The organism is Micromonospora sp. NPDC049089 (genome assembly GCF_040648775.1).
Lineage (GTDB): Bacteria > Actinomycetota > Actinomycetes > Mycobacteriales > Micromonosporaceae > Micromonospora.
The window spans coordinates 36,688-51,658 of the sequence record NZ_JBEZEH010000016.1 but is presented as its reverse complement, the minus strand read 5'-3'; the positions used below and the strand labels follow the sequence as shown (position 1 = coordinate 51,658).

Below are 14,971 nucleotides of genomic sequence, written 5' to 3'. Positions count from 1 at the left end.
AGCCGCGCGCGCCCGGCGCCCCGCCCGCGGGCCGCCGCTCGCTGCGCTTGGTGGCGGTCAGGCTCCCGCGGCCGACTTGAGGTCGGCGGCCCGGTCGGTGCTCTCCCAGGTCAGGTCCGGCAGCTCCCGGCCGAAGTGGCCGTACGCGGCGGTCTGCTGGTAGATCGGGCGGAGCAGGTTGAGGTCCCGGATGATCGCGGCCGGACGCAGGTCGAACACCTCGGTGACGGCCTTCTCGATCGAGGAGACGGGCACGGTCTCGGTGCCGAACGTCTCGATGAACAGGCTCACCGGGTGCGCCTTGCCGATGGCGTAGGCCACCTGCGCCTCGCACCGCTCGGCCAGACCGGCGGCGACCACGTTCTTGGCCACCCAACGCATCGCGTACGCGGCCGAGCGGTCCACCTTGGACGGGTCCTTGCCGGAGAACGCGCCGCCACCGTGGCGGGCGTACCCGCCGTAGGTGTCGACGATGATCTTGCGGCCGGTCAGTCCGGCGTCGCCCATCGGGCCGCCGATCTCGAAGCGGCCGGTCGGGTTGACCAGCAGCCGGTAGCCGTCGGTGTCCAGGCCGAGGCTCTCCAGCTCCGGGGCGATCACGTGGTCGCGCACGTCCGGGGTGAGCAGCGAGTCCAGCGAGATGTCGGCGGCGTGCTGGCTGGACACCACGACGGTGTTCAACCGGACCGGACGCAGCCCCTCGTACTCGATGGTGACCTGGGTCTTGCCGTCCGGCCGCAGGTACGGGATCGTGCCGTCCTTGCGCACCGCCGAGAGGCGGCGGGCCAGCCGGTGCGCGAGCGCGATCGGCAGCGGCATCAGCTCGGGCGTCTCCGAGCAGGCGAAGCCGAACATCATGCCCTGGTCGCCGGCGCCCTGCGCGTCCAGCGCGCTCTCCGACGCTCCGGTGCGCAACTCGAAGGCGTTGTCCACACCCTGCGCGATGTCCTCGGACTGCGCACCGATGGAGACGCTGACCCCGCAGGAGGCACCGTCGAAGCCCTTCTTCGACGAGTCGTAGCCGATGTCGAGGATGGTCCGGCGGACGATCGTCGGGATGTCGGCGTACGCCTTGGTGGTCACCTCACCGGCGATGTGCACCTGACCGGTGGTGATCATGGTTTCCACTGCCACGCGGCTGTGGGGGTCCTCGGTCAGCAGCGCATCGAGGATGCCATCGCTGATCTGGTCAGCGATCTTGTCCGGGTGGCCTTCCGTGACCGATTCGGACGTGAAGAGACGGCGTGTCACGGCACTCCTAAGCGTATGAAGTCGTTCCGCGGAAGTTTAATCACCACTGCGGTCCGTGTCGGGTTCGGTTGTGCTCTGTTCCACCCGTCAGGAGCGGCCAGGCAGCCGCGCGACGACGAGATCCCACACGGCGTCGGCCACCGCTTCCTTGGCCTGCTCGGGCAACCGGCTGACCGAGCCGTCCGCGCCGATGACCGTCACCGTGTTGGTGTCGGCACCGAAGACCAGGTCCGGACCGACCTCGTTGACCACGATCAGGTCGGCCCGCTTGCGGGCGAGTTTCGCCCTACCGTTGGCCTCGGCATCGCCGGTCTCGGCGGCGAACACCACCAGCACCTGCCCTGGCCGTTTGCGCTGGCCGAGCTCCGCCGCGATGTCCGGGTTCGTGACGAGCTCGATGGTGGGTGCGACACCGTCGTCCGACTTCTTGATTTTGCCAGTCGCGTACGTCGCGGGCCGGAAATCGGCCGGCGCCGCCGCCATCACCACCGCGTCGGCCTCGACGGCGGCCTTGACTGTCGCCTCCCGCAACTCGGCGGTGGTGCCCACCCGGATCAGGTCGACCCCGGCCGGGTCGGCGAGGCCGACGTTGGCCGAGATCACGGTGACCCGGGCACCCCGGGCGACAGCCGCGCGGGCGAACGCGTACCCCTGCTTGCCCGACGAGCGGTTGCCCAGAAAACGCACCGGGTCGAGAGGCTCACGGGTGCCACCGGCGGTGACCACCACCCGGCGACCGGCCAGGTCGGCGGGGGCGGAGTCGCCACGGGCCAGCAGCCGACCGGCGACGGCGAAGATCTCCGCCGGGTCGGGCAGCCGGCCCTTGCCGGTGTCGGCGCCGGTGAGCCGGCCGACGGCGGGCTCGATGACCCGGACCCCACGGGAGCGCAACGTGGCCACGTTCGCCACTGTGGCGGGGTGCTCCCACATCTCGGTGTGCATGGCCGGGGCCAGCAGGACCGGGCAACGGGCGGTCAGCAGGGTGTTGGTCAGCAGGTCGTCGGCGAGGCCGTGGGCGGCCTTGGCGAGCAGGTCGGTGGTGGTCGGCGCGACCACCACCAGGTCGGCCTGCTTACCGAGCCGGACGTGGGGCACCTCGTGGACGTCGGTCCAGACGTCGTCGGCGACCGGTTGACCGGAGAGCGCGGCCCAGGTCGGCGCTCCAACGAAGCGGAGCGCCGACGCGGTTGGCACCACCCGAACCCGGTGACCCGATTCGGTGAAGAGTCGCAGCAGCTCGCACGCCTTGTAGGCGGCGATGCCGCCACCGACCCCGAGGACGATCGAGGCGGACATCGGCCAGCGGGGGCTTACGGCTGGTCGGTCGGCTCGGCGGTGAGCAGGCCCGAGTTGATCTCGCGCATGGCGATGGAGAGGGGCTTCTCCTGCGGGGTGGTCTCGACGAGCGGGCCGACGTACTCCAGCAGACCCTCACCGAGCTGGCTGTAGTAGGCGTTGACCTGGCGCGCGCGCTTGGCGGCGAAGATGACCAGCGCGTACTTCGACGTCGTCTTCTCGAGGAGCTCGTCGATCGGCGGGTTGGTGATGCCTTCGGGGTTGGCGATGGATCCCACGAATTAACCTCTGCGTCTTTCGAGCCGCGCGGACGCGGTGCTGAGTCTCAACGGCGGCCGACCGTCAGCCACGCACGCGTGACCAGGCCGGATCCGGATAAGAAGAACCGAGTAAGCCTACCAGCTCCTCAACCACCCGTTCGGTGTGGTCGTGGGTCAGCGCGTACGCGACGGTGGCGGCCACCGTGGCGTCGGGCGCGTACCCGGGTGGGCTCAGCAACACCAGCCGGGCATCGGGCAGGCGCGCCCGGACCAGCGGGACGCCGCGCAGGTCGAGCGGGAGCAGCACCGGCTGCCCGGCGTCGAGCCGGGCGCGCAGCGGTGGGTACGGGGTGCCCCGGCGGTGCGAACCGATCCGGGACCACTCCAGCAGCTCGCCGTCGACGATCCGTCGATCGAACTCGGCGGGGGCGAGGAAGACGCGGTCCACCCCGTCGATCTCCGACTCCCGGCGCGGCCTGGTGGTTGCCGCGACCGGGATCCACACGGACGGAGAACGCGCCCGGACAAGCTCGACGACACTCTCCCTGCCGGAACCCGAAGGTCCAGCCAGGACAGTGAGCCGAGCCGCCGGGCGCGCCTCGTCATCCGTGCTCACTGCTTGTTTCTACACGCTGCCAGGTTCAGTTGGCGGCGAACTCTCCAAGCAGTGCCTTGCGCTGCTGCTCGCCGAGGCCACGCAGGCGACGGCTGTCGGCGATCTTGAGCTTCTCCATGATCTGGGTAGCCCGGATCTTGCCGATGCCCGGCATGGCCTGCAGGACGGCCGACACCTTGAGCTTGCCAACGACGTCGTCGCTCTCGGCCCGCTCGAGGACAGCACCGAGGGTGGTCTTGCCCTGCTTGAGCTGCTCCTTCAGCTGAGCACGGGCCTTGCGGATCTCCGCGGCCTTCTCGAGCGCGGCAGCGCGTTGTTCGGGGGTCAGTGACGGGAGCGGCACCAGTTCTCCTCAGGTCCCTATCGCGGCGGGCGGGGCGCACCGCCGCATCTGTGAAACGTGGTGTCGCTGTGAACCAAGGGGTCCATGGTTCCCAGCGCGGGGAAAACTAGCGGCCAACGGAGCTTTCGGCAACGTGGGGGCCGCATGATCACCGTAGAGTGACCGACCCGTCAGTCAGTCACCGGGCAGGCAGAACGGCCCGGCAGTCGACCAGAACGCGGTCCGCGGCGGCCCGCAACGCGGCCACATCAGGGCCGGCCGAGAGCACTTCCCGGGAGTACGACGGGAGCACCGAGGCGAGGCTCGAACCGAAGACGGTCCGCAGATCGGCCGCACCGGCACCCTGCGCGCCGAGCCCCGGAGCGAGCAGTGGGCCGCCCACACCGGAGAGGTCGTGACCGGTGTCACCGATGGTCGCGCCGACCACCAGACCGAAGCTCCCGAGTGGGGACGCACCCCTGTTGAGCTGGGAAATCTCGTCGATCACGGTTTGCGCCACGGTGCGGCCGTCGGCCGTGACGGCCCGCTGCACGGCGGCACCCTCGGGGTTGGAGGTGAGGGCCAGCACGAACACGCCGCCGCCGTGCTCGGCAGCCAGTTCGAACATCGGCGCCAGCGAACCGACCCCGAGGTAGGGGCTCGCGGTGACCGCGTCGACATACACGGGGCTGGATGGATCAAGGTACGCGGCGGCGTACGCGCTCACCGTCGAGCCGATGTCGCCGCGCTTGACGTCGAGCAGAACGAGCGAGCCGGCATCCCGCAACTGTCGGATAGTTGACTCAAGAATCGCCACACCTCGGGACCCGAACCGCTCGAAAAAGGCCGACTGAGGCTTGACTACCGCAACCCGGTCACCGAGGGCTTCCACCACGGTTCGGCTGAACCGGTCGAGCCCCTCAACGTCGTCCGGGAGGCCCCACTGAGCCAGCAGACCCGGATGCGGGTCGATGCCCACACAGAGTGGGCCCCGCTCGGTGATCGCCCGGTGCAGCCGGGTACCGAAGCTCTCCATCGGAGTGTTCCCCTCTTCTCGTCCGGGCGGCTGACCCGCCCGGGTAACCCGTCGACCCGGTGGCCGGGCCGACTCAGCCAGCCGCCACCGCCGCCGCCACCCCGGTCGCGATCCGGGCCACGTCGGCATCGTCGGTGACGTACGGCGGCATCGTGTAGATCAGGTCGCGGAACGGGCGCAGCCACACCCCCTGGGCGACCGCGGCAGCCGTCGCCGCGCCGAGGTCGACCTCGTGATCGAGCTGGACCACGCCGATCGCGCCGAGGACCCGTACGTCGGCCACGCCCGGCATGCCGCGCAGAGGCTCCAGACCGGCGCGCAGGCCGGCGCCGACCCTGGCGACCTGCCCGGCCCAGTCTCCGGCCCGCAGCAGCCCGATGGAGGCGTTCGCCACCGCGCAGGCCAACGGGTTGCCCATGAACGTGGGCCCGTGCGCCAGCACACCGGTCGCCGAGATGCCCCGGGCGACCTCCGCGGTGCACAGGGTGGCCGCGAGCGTGAGGTAGCCGCCGGTCAGTGCCTTGCCCACACAGAGCACGTCCGGCGTCACCCCGGCGTGCCCGGCGGCGAACATCTCGCCGGTACGGCCGAACCCGGTGGCGATCTCGTCGAAGATCAGCAGAATCCCGTGCGCGCGGGTCACCTCTCGCAGCACCCGCAGGTAACCCGGGTGGTGGAAGCGCATCCCGCCGGCGCCCTGGACGACGGGCTCGACGATCACGGCGGCCAACTCGTCGGCATGCCGCTCGACCGTCTCCACCAGCGCCGCCACGTACCCGTCGTCGGGCGGATCGGTGAAACCGCCCGGCGGCACCGGGGCGAACACCTGCCGGGGCAGCACGTCGCCCCACAGGTGGTGCATCCCGCCCTCCGGGTCACAGACGCTCATCGGATGGAAGGTGTCGCCGTGGTAGCCACCCCGCCAGGTCGCCAGCCGGCGCCGCTGGGGCCGCCCGACGGCCCGCTGGTACTGCAGGCACATCTTCACCGCCACCTCGACGCTGACCGAGCCGGAGTCGGCCAGGAACACGTGCTCCAGGCCGTCCGGGGTCAGCTCGACCAGGCTTCGGGCCAGCCGTACCGCCGGTTCGTGGGTGAGCCCGCCGAACATCACGTGGCTCATCCGGCCGAGCTGGTCGGTCACCGCCGCGTCGAGCACCGGGTGCCGGTACCCGTGGATCGCCGCCCACCAGGACGACATCCCGTCCACCAGCTCCCGCCCGTCGGCCAGGGTGAGCCGTACCCCCTCGGCGCCGCGCACCACGTAGGGCGGGTTGGCCGGCGGCAACGCGGCGTACGGGTGCCAGATGTGCGCCCGGTCAGCGGCCAGGATCTCCTCGGGTGTCACGCGTACTCCTCTGCGCCTCGAACGGTCCGGACGGCGGACGTCCTTCGGCCGGGTCGGACCTCTCCCCCGCCGCCTCCCCCGCCGTGGCCGCCGCTTCCATGTCCGCCGCCTTTGCTCTGCACCCGCGGATGCGCCACCCGGTGGCGGCCGCGTGTCGCGCGCCGCGTGGTGCACCCACGGGTGCAGAGCAAAGGGGGAACAACGGGCGTGGTGTCGTCGACGCGGAGCGGGCCCGGCACCCGGTTGCGCCGGGCCGGCACCGCACCGGCGGCGGTCACCGGCCGGCGACCGCTTCCGGTGCCGCCGTTGCGGCCGCCGCGCGGGCGGCGGCGCGGACCAGGGCCGGTCCGCGGTAGATGAAACCGGTGTAGAGCTGCACCAGGTCGGCGCCCGCATCGAACATCCGCGCCGCGTCGTCCGGGTCCAGCACACCCCCGACGCCGACGATCGGCAGCCGGCCGCCGGTCTCGGAGTGGACGAAGGCGACCACGTCGCGGGCCCGCCCGGTGAGCGGCCGACCCGAGAGGCCGCCGGCCTGCCCGCCACGCTCGACGTCGACGTCGGCCAGCCCGTCCCGGGACAGCGTGGTGTTGGTGGCGATCACCCCGGCGGCGCCCCGGGCCAGGCAGACCTCCAACAGCTCGGCGATCGCCGCCTCGGTCAGGTCTGGCGCGATCTTGACCAGCACCGGCTTCTCCCCCACCAACGCGCCGAGCAGCGCGTCCAGGTGGGCACGGTCCTGCAACGACCGCAGACCCGGGGTGTTCGGTGAGGACACGTTCACCGCGAAGTAGTCGCCGTGCCCGCGCAGCGCCCGGTACGAGGCGAGGTAGTCCTCGACCGCCTCGTCCAGCGCTGCCACCTTGGACTTGCCCAGCGAGATGCCCAACGGCACCCCGAGCGGGCGCGGCAGCGCCGCCAACCGGGCGGCCAGCGCGGCGGCCCCGGCGTTGTTGAAGCCCATCCGGTTGACCACCGCCTCGCTGGCCGGCAGCCGGAACAGCCGCGGCCGGGGGTTGCCCGGTTGGGCGTGCGCGGTGACCGTGCCGACCTCCACGAAACCGAAGCCGAGCGCCGGCCAGGCCGGCAGCGCCGCGCCGTCCTTGTCCATCCCGGCGGCCAACCCGACCGGGTTGGGGAACCGCACCCCGAACACCGTGCGCGGCGCGTCGACCGCGTAGCGGGCCCGCAGCGCGGCGAGCGCGGCCGGCCGCCGCGACAGGGCCGCCAACCGCCGCAGCGTCCACTCGTGCGCCGCCTCGGCGTCACCGCCACCGATCCGGAACAAACCGGGTCGTACGACCTGCTCGAACAGTGTCACTGGGCCGCCCGCAGAGTGGCGTGCAGGTCCTGCAGGGGGCGGACCTGCATGTCGCCGCGGATCCGCGCCTCGATGCCCATCACCGCCGCGGCGGCTCCGGGAACCGTGGTGATGCACGGGATGTCCGCCGTGACGGCCGCGCTGCGGATCTCGTAGCCGTCGGAACGGGCGCTGGCACCCGAGCCCTGCGGCGTGTTGATCACCAGCGCCACGTGGCCGCCGCCGATCAGCGACACCGCGTCGTCGCCCGCACCGGCCTGGTAGTGCTTCCGGATCTGCTCACAGGCGATGCCGTGCCGGCGCAGCACCTCGGCCGTGCCGGCGGTGGCGACGATCTCGAAGCCCAGATCGGCCAGCCGCTTGATCGGGAAGATCATGCCGCGCTTGTCCCGGTTGGCCACCGAGACGAAGATCTTCCCAGCGGTCGGCAGCGACCCGTACGCGGCCGACTGGCTCTTGGCGAAGGCGTGCCCGAAGTTGGTGTCGATGCCCATCACCTCGCCGGTCGACTTCATCTCCGGCCCGAGCAGCGAGTCGATCCCCTTGCCCGCGCGGGTCCGGAAACGCTTGAACGGCAGCACCGCCTCCTTGACCGCGACCGGCGCGTCGGCCGGCATCGTGCCCCCGTCCCCCGTCGCCGGCAGCAGACCCTCGGCGCGCAGGTCGGCGACGCTCGCACCAAGCGCGATCCGGGCCGCCGCCTTGGCCAGCGGCACCGCCGTGGCCTTGGAGACGAACGGGACGGTCCGCGACGCGCGCGGGTTGGCCTCCAGCACGTACAGCACGTCGTCCTTGAGGGCGTACTGCACGTTGAGCAGGCCACGGACCCCGACGCCACGCGCGATGGCCTCGGTGTAGCGGCGGACCTCGGCCAGGTGCGAGCCCGCGAGGGTGATCGGCGGCAGCGCGCACGACGAGTCGCCGGAGTGGATGCCCGCCTCCTCGATGTGCTCCATCACGCCACCGATGTAGACCTCGCCGTCGGCGTCGCACAGCGCGTCCACGTCGATCTCGATGGCGTCGTCGAGGAACCTGTCCACCAGCACCGGGTGGTCCGGGGAGATGTCGGTGGCCCGGCCGATGTAGTCGCGCAGCGTCGGGTCGTCGTAGACGATCTCCATGCCCCGCCCGCCCAGCACGTACGACGGCCGGACCAGCACCGGGTAGCCGATCTCGTCGGCGATCGTCTTGGCCTCGTCGTACGAGGTGGCCATGCCGTGCGCCGGTGCGCGCAGGCCGGCGCGGGCCAGCACCGCGCCGAACGCGCCGCGCTCCTCAGCCAGGTGGATCGACTCCGGGGAGGTGCCCACGATCGGCACACCGGCGTTCTTGAGCCGCTGCGCCAGCCCCAGCGGGGTCTGCCCGCCGAGCTGGACGACCACCCCGACCACGCCCGGCCCGCCGGCCGCCCGGCCGGACGAATCCTCGGCGTGCCAGACCTCCAGGACGTCCTCGAAGGTCAACGGCTCGAAGTAGAGCCGGTCGGCGGTGTCGTAGTCGGTGGAGACCGTCTCCGGGTTGCAGTTGACCATGACCGTCTCGTAACCGGCCGACCGCAGCGCCTGCACGGCGTGCACGCAGGAGTAGTCGAACTCGATGCCCTGCCCGATCCGGTTCGGGCCGGAGCCCAGGATCAGCACCTTCGGCCGGTCCGACGGCACGACCTCGGTCTCCAGGTCGTACGTCGAGTAGTGGTACGGCGTGGTCGCCTCGAACTCGGCCGCGCAGGTGTCCACGGTCTTGTAAACCGGGCGCACGTCCAGGCGGTGGCGCAGGGTCCGCACGCCGTCCTCGGCGGCCAGCTCCGGGCGCAGCGCGGCGAGCTGCCGGTCGGACAGACCGGCCCGCTTGGCACGACGCAGCAGGTCGGCGTCGAGCACCGGCGCGTCGACGATCTCGGCGCGCAGCTCGATCAGCGCGGCGATCTGGTCCAGGAACCACGGGTCGATCCCGCCGGACGCCTCGGCCACCTCGGCGATCGACGCCCCGAGCCGCAGCGCCCGCTCCACCGTGTACAGCCGGCCGTCGTGCGGGATCCGCAGCGCCGCGAGGGTGTCGGCCAGGGTGACGCCGGCAGGGTCCGGCACACTCCAGAAACCGGCCGACTTGGTTTCCATCGAGCGCATCGCCTTGTTCAGCGCCTCGGTGAAGTTGCGTCCGAGGCTCATCGCCTCGCCCACCGACTTCATCGTGGTGGTCAGCTCCGGGTCCGCGCCGGGGAACTTCTCGAACGCGAACCGGGGGATCTTCACCACCACGTAGTCCAGGGTCGGCTCGAACGCCGCCGGGGTCTTCAGGGTGATGTCGTTGGGGATCTCGTCGAGGGTGTAGCCGATGGCCAGCTTCGCGGCGATCTTCGCGATCGGGAAACCGGTCGCCTTGGAGGCCAGCGCCGAGGACCGCGACACCCGGGGGTTCATCTCGATGACGACGATCCGGCCGTCGACCGGGTTGACCGCGAACTGGATGTTGCAGCCGCCGGTGTCCACCCCGACCTCACGCAGCACGGCGATGCCCAGATCACGCAGGTGCTGGTACTCCCGGTCGGTGAGCGTCATGGCCGGGGCCACTGTGACGCTGTCACCGGTGTGCACGCCCATCGGGTCGATGTTCTCGATCGAGCAGACCACCACCACGTTGTCGTGCCGGTCGCGCATCAGCTCGAGCTCGTACTCCTTCCAGCCGAGCACGCTCTCTTCGATGAGCACCTCGTGCACCGGGCTGGCGGACAGGCCGTCGCCGGCGATGCGGGCCAGGTCCTCCGGGGTGTGCGCCATGCCGGAACCCAGGCCACCCATGGTGAACGACGGCCGGATCACCACCGGCAGGCCCAGCTCGGCGACGGTCGCCTCGACCTCGTCCATCGAGTGGCAGACCCGCGAGCGGGGCACCAGCCCGGTCGGGTCCTCGACACCGAGCCGTACGCCGGCCTTCGCGACGATCTCCTTGAACAGCTGCCGGTCCTCGCCGCGGTTGATGGCGTCGATGTTCGCGCCGATCAGCTCCACGCCGTACTTCTCCAGGACGCCGGCCTCGTGCAGGGCGACGGCCGTGTTCAGCGCGGTCTGCCCGCCGAGGGTCGCGAGGATCGCATCCGGGCGCTCCTTGGCGATGACCAGCTCCACGAACTCCGGGGTGATCGGCTCGACGTACGTGGCGTCGGCGAACTCCGGGTCCGTCATGATCGTCGCCGGGTTGGAGTTGACCAGGCTGACCCGGATCCCCTCGCTGCGCAGCACCCGGCACGCCTGGGTGCCCGAGTAGTCGAACTCGCAGGCCTGCCCGATGACGATCGGCCCGGAGCCGATCACGAGGATGTGCTGGAGATCGGTCCGCTTAGGCATTGCTGCGCCCCTTGCTGTGGTTCCGACCTTCGATCAAGTCGGCGAAACGGTCGAAGAGGTAGTCGGCGTCGTGCGGGCCGGCCGCCGCCTCCGGGTGGTACTGCACCGTGAACGCGGGCACGTCGATCGCCCGCAGCCCCTCGACCACGTTGTCATTGAGGCAGACATGGGACACCTGAACGCCGCCGAAGTCGGTGTCGATCACCTGGTCGGGAACGACGGCGCCGACGCCGGCGCCGGGCACCTGGACCGCGAAGCCGTGGTTGTGGCTGGTCACCTCGACCTTGCCGGTGACCCGGTCGAGCACCGGCTGGTTGATCCCCCGGTGGCCGTAGCCCAGCTTGTAGGTGCCGAAGCCGAGCGCCCGACCGAGGATCTGGCTGCCGAAGCAGATGCCGAACAACGGGATCCGCCGGGTCAGCACCTCCCGGGCCAACGCCACCGGCGCGTCGGCGGTCGCCGGGTCACCCGGGCCGGGCGAGAAGAAGACCGCGTCCGCGCCGGTGGCGAGCAGGTCGTCGATGCTCGATCCGGCCGGCAGGACGTGGGTGGTCACCCCGCGCGCGGCGAGCCGGCGGGGCACGTTGCGCTTGATGCCCAGGTCCAGTGCCGCCACCGTGAACCGGTGCTCGCCGACAGCCTCGACGACGTACGGCTCGGCGGTGCTCACCTCGGCGGACAGGTCCGCGCCGACCATCTGCGGCGCCTGACGGACCCGGGCCAGCAGGCTCTGCGGGTCGTTGTCGATGCTGGAGATGCCCACCCGCATGGCGCCCCGCTCGCGCAGGTGCCGGGTCAGCGCCCGGGTGTCCACGCCACTGATGCCCACCACACCCTCAGTGGCGAGACGGTCCTCGAGACCACCGGTGGCCCGCCAGTTCGAGCCGATCCGGGCCGGGTCGCGTACGACGTAGCCGGCCACCCAGATCCGACCGGACTCGTCGTCCTCGCCGTTGACGCCGGTGTTGCCGATGTGTGGCGCGGTCTGCACCACCACCTGACGGTGGTACGACGGGTCGGTGAGGGTCTCCTGGTAACCGGTCATGCCGGTGTTGAAGACCGCCTCACCGAAGGTCTCTCCGACGCTGCCGTACGCCTCGCCGGGGAACGTACGCCCGTCCTCCAGCACCAGGATTGCGGGTCTGCGCTTGACCATTACTTGACAGCCTTTCCGTCCAGGACCGTCGGCTCGCCACGCAGGAAGGTCGCCACGATGCGACCTGGCAGCGTCATGCGGGCGTACGGGGTGTTGCGACTGCGACTGGCCAGCTCCGCCGGATCGATGGTGCGGTGGGCGGCCGGGTCGATCAGGGTCAGGTTGGCCGGCACACCCGGCGCGGGGTCGACCCCGTGCCCGGTGAGGCCGGCGATCCGTGCGGGGGTGCGCGACATCCGCTCGGCGATCAGGTCCCACTCGGGGCCGAGCACGTCCAGCGCGATGGAGAGGGCCGTCTCCAGACCGAGCATCCCCGGTCGGGCGTACGCCCACTCGCACTCCTTGTCCTCCACGGCGTGCGGCGCGTGGTCGGTGGCGATCACGTCGATCACCCCGTCGGCGAGGGCGGCGCGCAGCGCGGCGATGTCCGCGGCGGTACGCAGCGGCGGGTTCACCTTGTAGACCGGGTCGTAGCTTTCCGCCCGTTCGTCGGTGAGCAGCAGGTGGTGCGGGGTCACCTCGGCGGTCACGCGTACCCCGCGCGCCTTCGCCTGGCGCAGCACCTCGACGCTGCCGGCGGTGGAGACGTGGCAGACGTGCAGTCGGCTGCCCACGTGCTCGGCGAGCAGCACGTCCCGGGCGATGATCGCCTCCTCGGCGACCGCCGGCCAGCCGATCAGGCCGAGCCGGGTGGAGACCTCACCCTCGTGCATCTGGGCGCCCTCGGTGAGCCGGGGCTCCTCGGCGTGCTGGGCGATGATCCCGTCGAACGCCTTGACGTACTCCAGTGCTCGGCGCATCAACTTCGGGTCGGCGACGCAGTGCCCGTCGTCGGAGAAGATCCGCACCCGGGCCGCCGAGTCGGCCATCGCGCCCAGCTCGGCCAGTCGCTCGCCGGCCAGCCCGACGGTGACCGCGCCGATCGGCTGCACGTCGACCAGACCGGCCTCGCGGCCGAGCCGCCAGACCTGCTCGACCACGCCGGCGGTGTCCGCCACCGGGGAGGTGTTGGCCATCGCGCAGACCGCCGTGTAGCCGCCCAGCGCGGCCGCCCGGGAACCGGACTCGACGGTCTCGGCGTCCTCCCGGCCGGGCTCGCGCAGGTGGGTGTGCAGGTCGACGAGGCCGGGCAGGGCGACCAGGCCGGTGCCGTCGACGACTGTGGCGTCCGGCGCGGTCAGGCCGGGGCCGACCTCGGCGATCACGCCGTCGCGGATCAGCAGGTCGGTCGGCGCGGCGCCGACGACACTCACGCTGAAGATCAGGTACGCGGTCACCGGTTGTTCCCTCCGAGCAGCAGGTAAAGGACAGCCATCCGCACGGAGACCCCGTTGGTGACCTGTTCGACGATGGTGGAGCGGGGTGAGTCGGCGACCTCGGGGGTGATCTCCATCCCCCGGTTCATCGGGCCGGGGTGCATGACGATCGCGTGCTCGGGCAGCCGGCGCATCCGGGGCCCGTCCAGACCGTAGCGGCGGGCGTACTCGCGCGCGGAGGGGAAGTAGGAGTCGTTCATCCGCTCCCGCTGCACGCGCAGCATCATCACCACGTCCACGTTCGGCAGGACGGAGTCGAGGTCGTAGGAGACGTCGGTGCCGGGCGCGAGGGCGCCCGCGATGTCGACCGGGATGAGGGTCGGCGGGCCGACCAGGGTGACCTTGGCGCCGAGGGTGGAGAGCAGCAGCACGTTGGAGCGGGCCACCCGGGAGTGCAGCACGTCCCCGACCACCGCGACCGACAGGCCGGCGAGCCGGCCCAGCCGGGCCCGCATGGTGTACGCGTCCAGCAACGCCTGGGTGGGGTGCTCGTGGGTGCCGTCGCCGGCGTTGACGACCGACCCGTCCACCCAGTTGGCCAGGCGGTGCGGCGCGCCGGAGGCGGGGTGTCGGACGACGACGGCGTCCGCGCCCATGGCTTGCAGGGTCAACGCGGTGTCCTTCAGGCTCTCACCCTTGGTGACGCTGGACCCCTTCGCGGAAAAGTTGATCACGTCGGCGCTGAGCCGCTTCGCCGCCGCCTCGAAGGAGATCCGGGTACGCGTGGAGTCCTCGTAGAAGAGGTTCACCACGGTCCGTCCGCGCAGCGCGGGAAGCTTCTTGATCTCCCGGCCGGCGACGGTGGCCATCTCGGCGGCGGTGTCCAGGATCTCGGTGGCGGTGTCGGCGTCCAGGTCCCCGCCGGAGAGCAGGTGCTTGATCATGAGGCAGTTCCCCCGTACAGCTTGACCTCGTCCGTCCCGTCGATCTCGGCGAGCGTCACCTTCACGCTCTCGGCGAGCGAGGTCGGGATGTTCTTGCCGACGTAGTCGGCGCGGATCGGCAACTCCCGGTGGCCCCGGTCGACCAGGACGGCGAGCTGGACCGAGGCCGGGCGGCCCACGTCGTTGAGCGCGTCGAGCGCGGCCCGGACGGTGCGGCCGGAGAAGAGCACGTCGTCGACCAGGATGACCCGTTTGCCGTCGATCCCGCCGGGGGGCAGCTCGGTCGGACCCACCGCGCGGGTGGCGTGCCGACGGAGGTCGTCGCGGTACAGGGTGATGTCGAGCACACCGACCGGGACGGCGACGTCCTCGAAGGTGCTGATCCGGTCGGCGAGCCGCCGGGCGAGGGGGGTACCCCGGGTGGGAATCCCCAGCAGCACCGTGTTGGCGGCGCCCTGGGTCTTCTCCAGGATCTGGTGGGCGATGCGGTCGACCACGCGTTGCACGTCGGCGCTGGCGAGGATCACCTTCACCGAGGGTTGTTGCGGTGGTGACGAGCGGGCAGCCTGTGGGTACGCCACGGCGGACCTCCTTCCCCGCCTCACGGGACGGGTCGTTAAAGGATGTCGGGCACCTCCGGCCGGACCGCACAGCGGACCTGGACCGGGGCTTCCGCCACGTTACCAGTGGTCACCGGGGTGATGGCCGGCGGCCACTGACCACCGGGTCAGGTACCGGAAAAGGAGAAAACTCCCCGGACGCTCCGCAACGGTAGGGGCACGACCACTTGACCACGTGTCGCATTCCCCGTACCGTCACGC

The 14,971-nt window shown here is 71.4% G+C and carries 13 protein-coding genes; all 13 read right to left on the bottom strand.

Going from position 1 to position 14,971, the window contains the following annotated elements; genetic code table 11:
* Window positions 1-57 precede the first annotated feature (57 nt).
* A complete protein-coding gene (metK, locus tag AB0B48_RS05385; protein WP_091401916.1) occupies window positions 58-1,251 on the bottom strand; it encodes a methionine adenosyltransferase in 1,194 nt (397 codons plus the stop codon).
* 87 nt (window positions 1,252-1,338) lie between these two features.
* Window positions 1,339-2,547: a bifunctional phosphopantothenoylcysteine decarboxylase/phosphopantothenate--cysteine ligase CoaBC gene (gene coaBC / locus AB0B48_RS05380; RefSeq protein WP_112641759.1), complete on the bottom strand. Its 1,209-nt coding sequence runs from the start codon at window positions 2,545-2,547 to the stop codon at window positions 1,339-1,341.
* 14 nt (window positions 2,548-2,561) lie between these two features.
* The gene (gene rpoZ / locus AB0B48_RS05375) at window positions 2,562-2,825 is read right to left on the bottom strand and encodes a DNA-directed RNA polymerase subunit omega (RefSeq protein WP_030335666.1); all 264 of its coding nucleotides are present in this window, start codon (window positions 2,823-2,825) and stop codon (window positions 2,562-2,564) included.
* Window positions 2,826-2,889: 64 nt separating this feature from the next.
* Entirely contained in the window at window positions 2,890-3,423 is a 534-nt protein-coding gene (locus tag AB0B48_RS05370) for a guanylate kinase (protein WP_355009192.1), read from the bottom strand.
* A 25-nt stretch (window positions 3,424-3,448) separates the two neighbouring features.
* Window positions 3,449-3,766: an integration host factor, actinobacterial type gene (mihF, locus tag AB0B48_RS05365; RefSeq protein WP_030335662.1), complete on the bottom strand. Its 318-nt coding sequence runs from the start codon at window positions 3,764-3,766 to the stop codon at window positions 3,449-3,451.
* Window positions 3,767-3,944: 178 nt separating this feature from the next.
* Entirely contained in the window at window positions 3,945-4,781 is an 837-nt protein-coding gene (pyrF, locus tag AB0B48_RS05360) for an orotidine-5'-phosphate decarboxylase (protein ID WP_357196230.1), read from the bottom strand.
* Between the two features lie 73 nt (window positions 4,782-4,854).
* The gene (locus tag AB0B48_RS05355; RefSeq protein WP_357196227.1) at window positions 4,855-6,129 is read right to left on the bottom strand and encodes an adenosylmethionine--8-amino-7-oxononanoate transaminase; all 1,275 of its coding nucleotides are present in this window, start codon (window positions 6,127-6,129) and stop codon (window positions 4,855-4,857) included.
* A 274-nt stretch (window positions 6,130-6,403) separates the two neighbouring features.
* A complete protein-coding gene (locus tag AB0B48_RS05350; protein ID WP_357196224.1) occupies window positions 6,404-7,450 on the bottom strand; it encodes a quinone-dependent dihydroorotate dehydrogenase in 1,047 nt (348 codons plus the stop codon).
* A complete protein-coding gene (gene carB / locus AB0B48_RS05345; RefSeq protein ID WP_357196221.1) occupies window positions 7,447-10,794 on the bottom strand; it encodes a carbamoyl-phosphate synthase large subunit in 3,348 nt (1,115 codons plus the stop codon). The genes AB0B48_RS05350 and carB overlap by 4 nt, the downstream gene beginning before the upstream one ends.
* Window positions 10,787-11,950, bottom strand: coding sequence for a glutamine-hydrolyzing carbamoyl-phosphate synthase small subunit (gene carA, locus AB0B48_RS05340; protein ID WP_357196218.1), 1,164 nt, complete (start codon window positions 11,948-11,950; stop codon window positions 10,787-10,789). The genes carB and carA overlap by 8 nt, the downstream gene beginning before the upstream one ends.
* A complete protein-coding gene (locus tag AB0B48_RS05335; RefSeq protein ID WP_357196215.1) occupies window positions 11,950-13,227 on the bottom strand; it encodes a dihydroorotase in 1,278 nt (425 codons plus the stop codon). The genes carA and AB0B48_RS05335 overlap by 1 nt, the downstream gene beginning before the upstream one ends.
* Entirely contained in the window at window positions 13,224-14,150 is a 927-nt protein-coding gene (locus AB0B48_RS05330) for an aspartate carbamoyltransferase catalytic subunit (protein ID WP_030335650.1), read from the bottom strand. Before AB0B48_RS05330 ends, AB0B48_RS05335 begins: the two co-directional genes overlap by 4 nt.
* Complete coding sequence (pyrR, locus tag AB0B48_RS05325; RefSeq protein ID WP_357196210.1) at window positions 14,147-14,731, bottom strand: bifunctional pyr operon transcriptional regulator/uracil phosphoribosyltransferase PyrR; 585 nt, start codon at window positions 14,729-14,731, stop codon at window positions 14,147-14,149. The genes AB0B48_RS05330 and pyrR overlap by 4 nt, the downstream gene beginning before the upstream one ends.
* Window positions 14,732-14,971 lie beyond the last annotated feature (240 nt).

What these genes read in the sequence shown, in the direction of transcription:
- coaBC (WP_112641759.1), bottom strand. Translation starts at nt 2,547, where the DNA reads ATGTCCGCCTCGATCGTCCTCGGGGTCGGTGGCGGCATCGCCGCCTAC.
- pyrF (WP_357196230.1), bottom strand. Translation starts at nt 4,781, where the DNA reads ATGGAGAGCTTCGGTACCCGGCTGCACCGGGCGATCACCGAGCGGGGC.
- carB (WP_357196221.1), bottom strand. Translation starts at nt 10,794, where the DNA reads ATGCCTAAGCGGACCGATCTCCAGCACATCCTCGTGATCGGCTCCGGG.
- AB0B48_RS05330 (WP_030335650.1), bottom strand. Translation starts at nt 14,150, where the DNA reads ATGATCAAGCACCTGCTCTCCGGCGGGGACCTGGACGCCGACACCGCC.
- carA (WP_357196218.1), bottom strand. Translation starts at nt 11,950, where the DNA reads ATGGTCAAGCGCAGACCCGCAATCCTGGTGCTGGAGGACGGGCGTACG.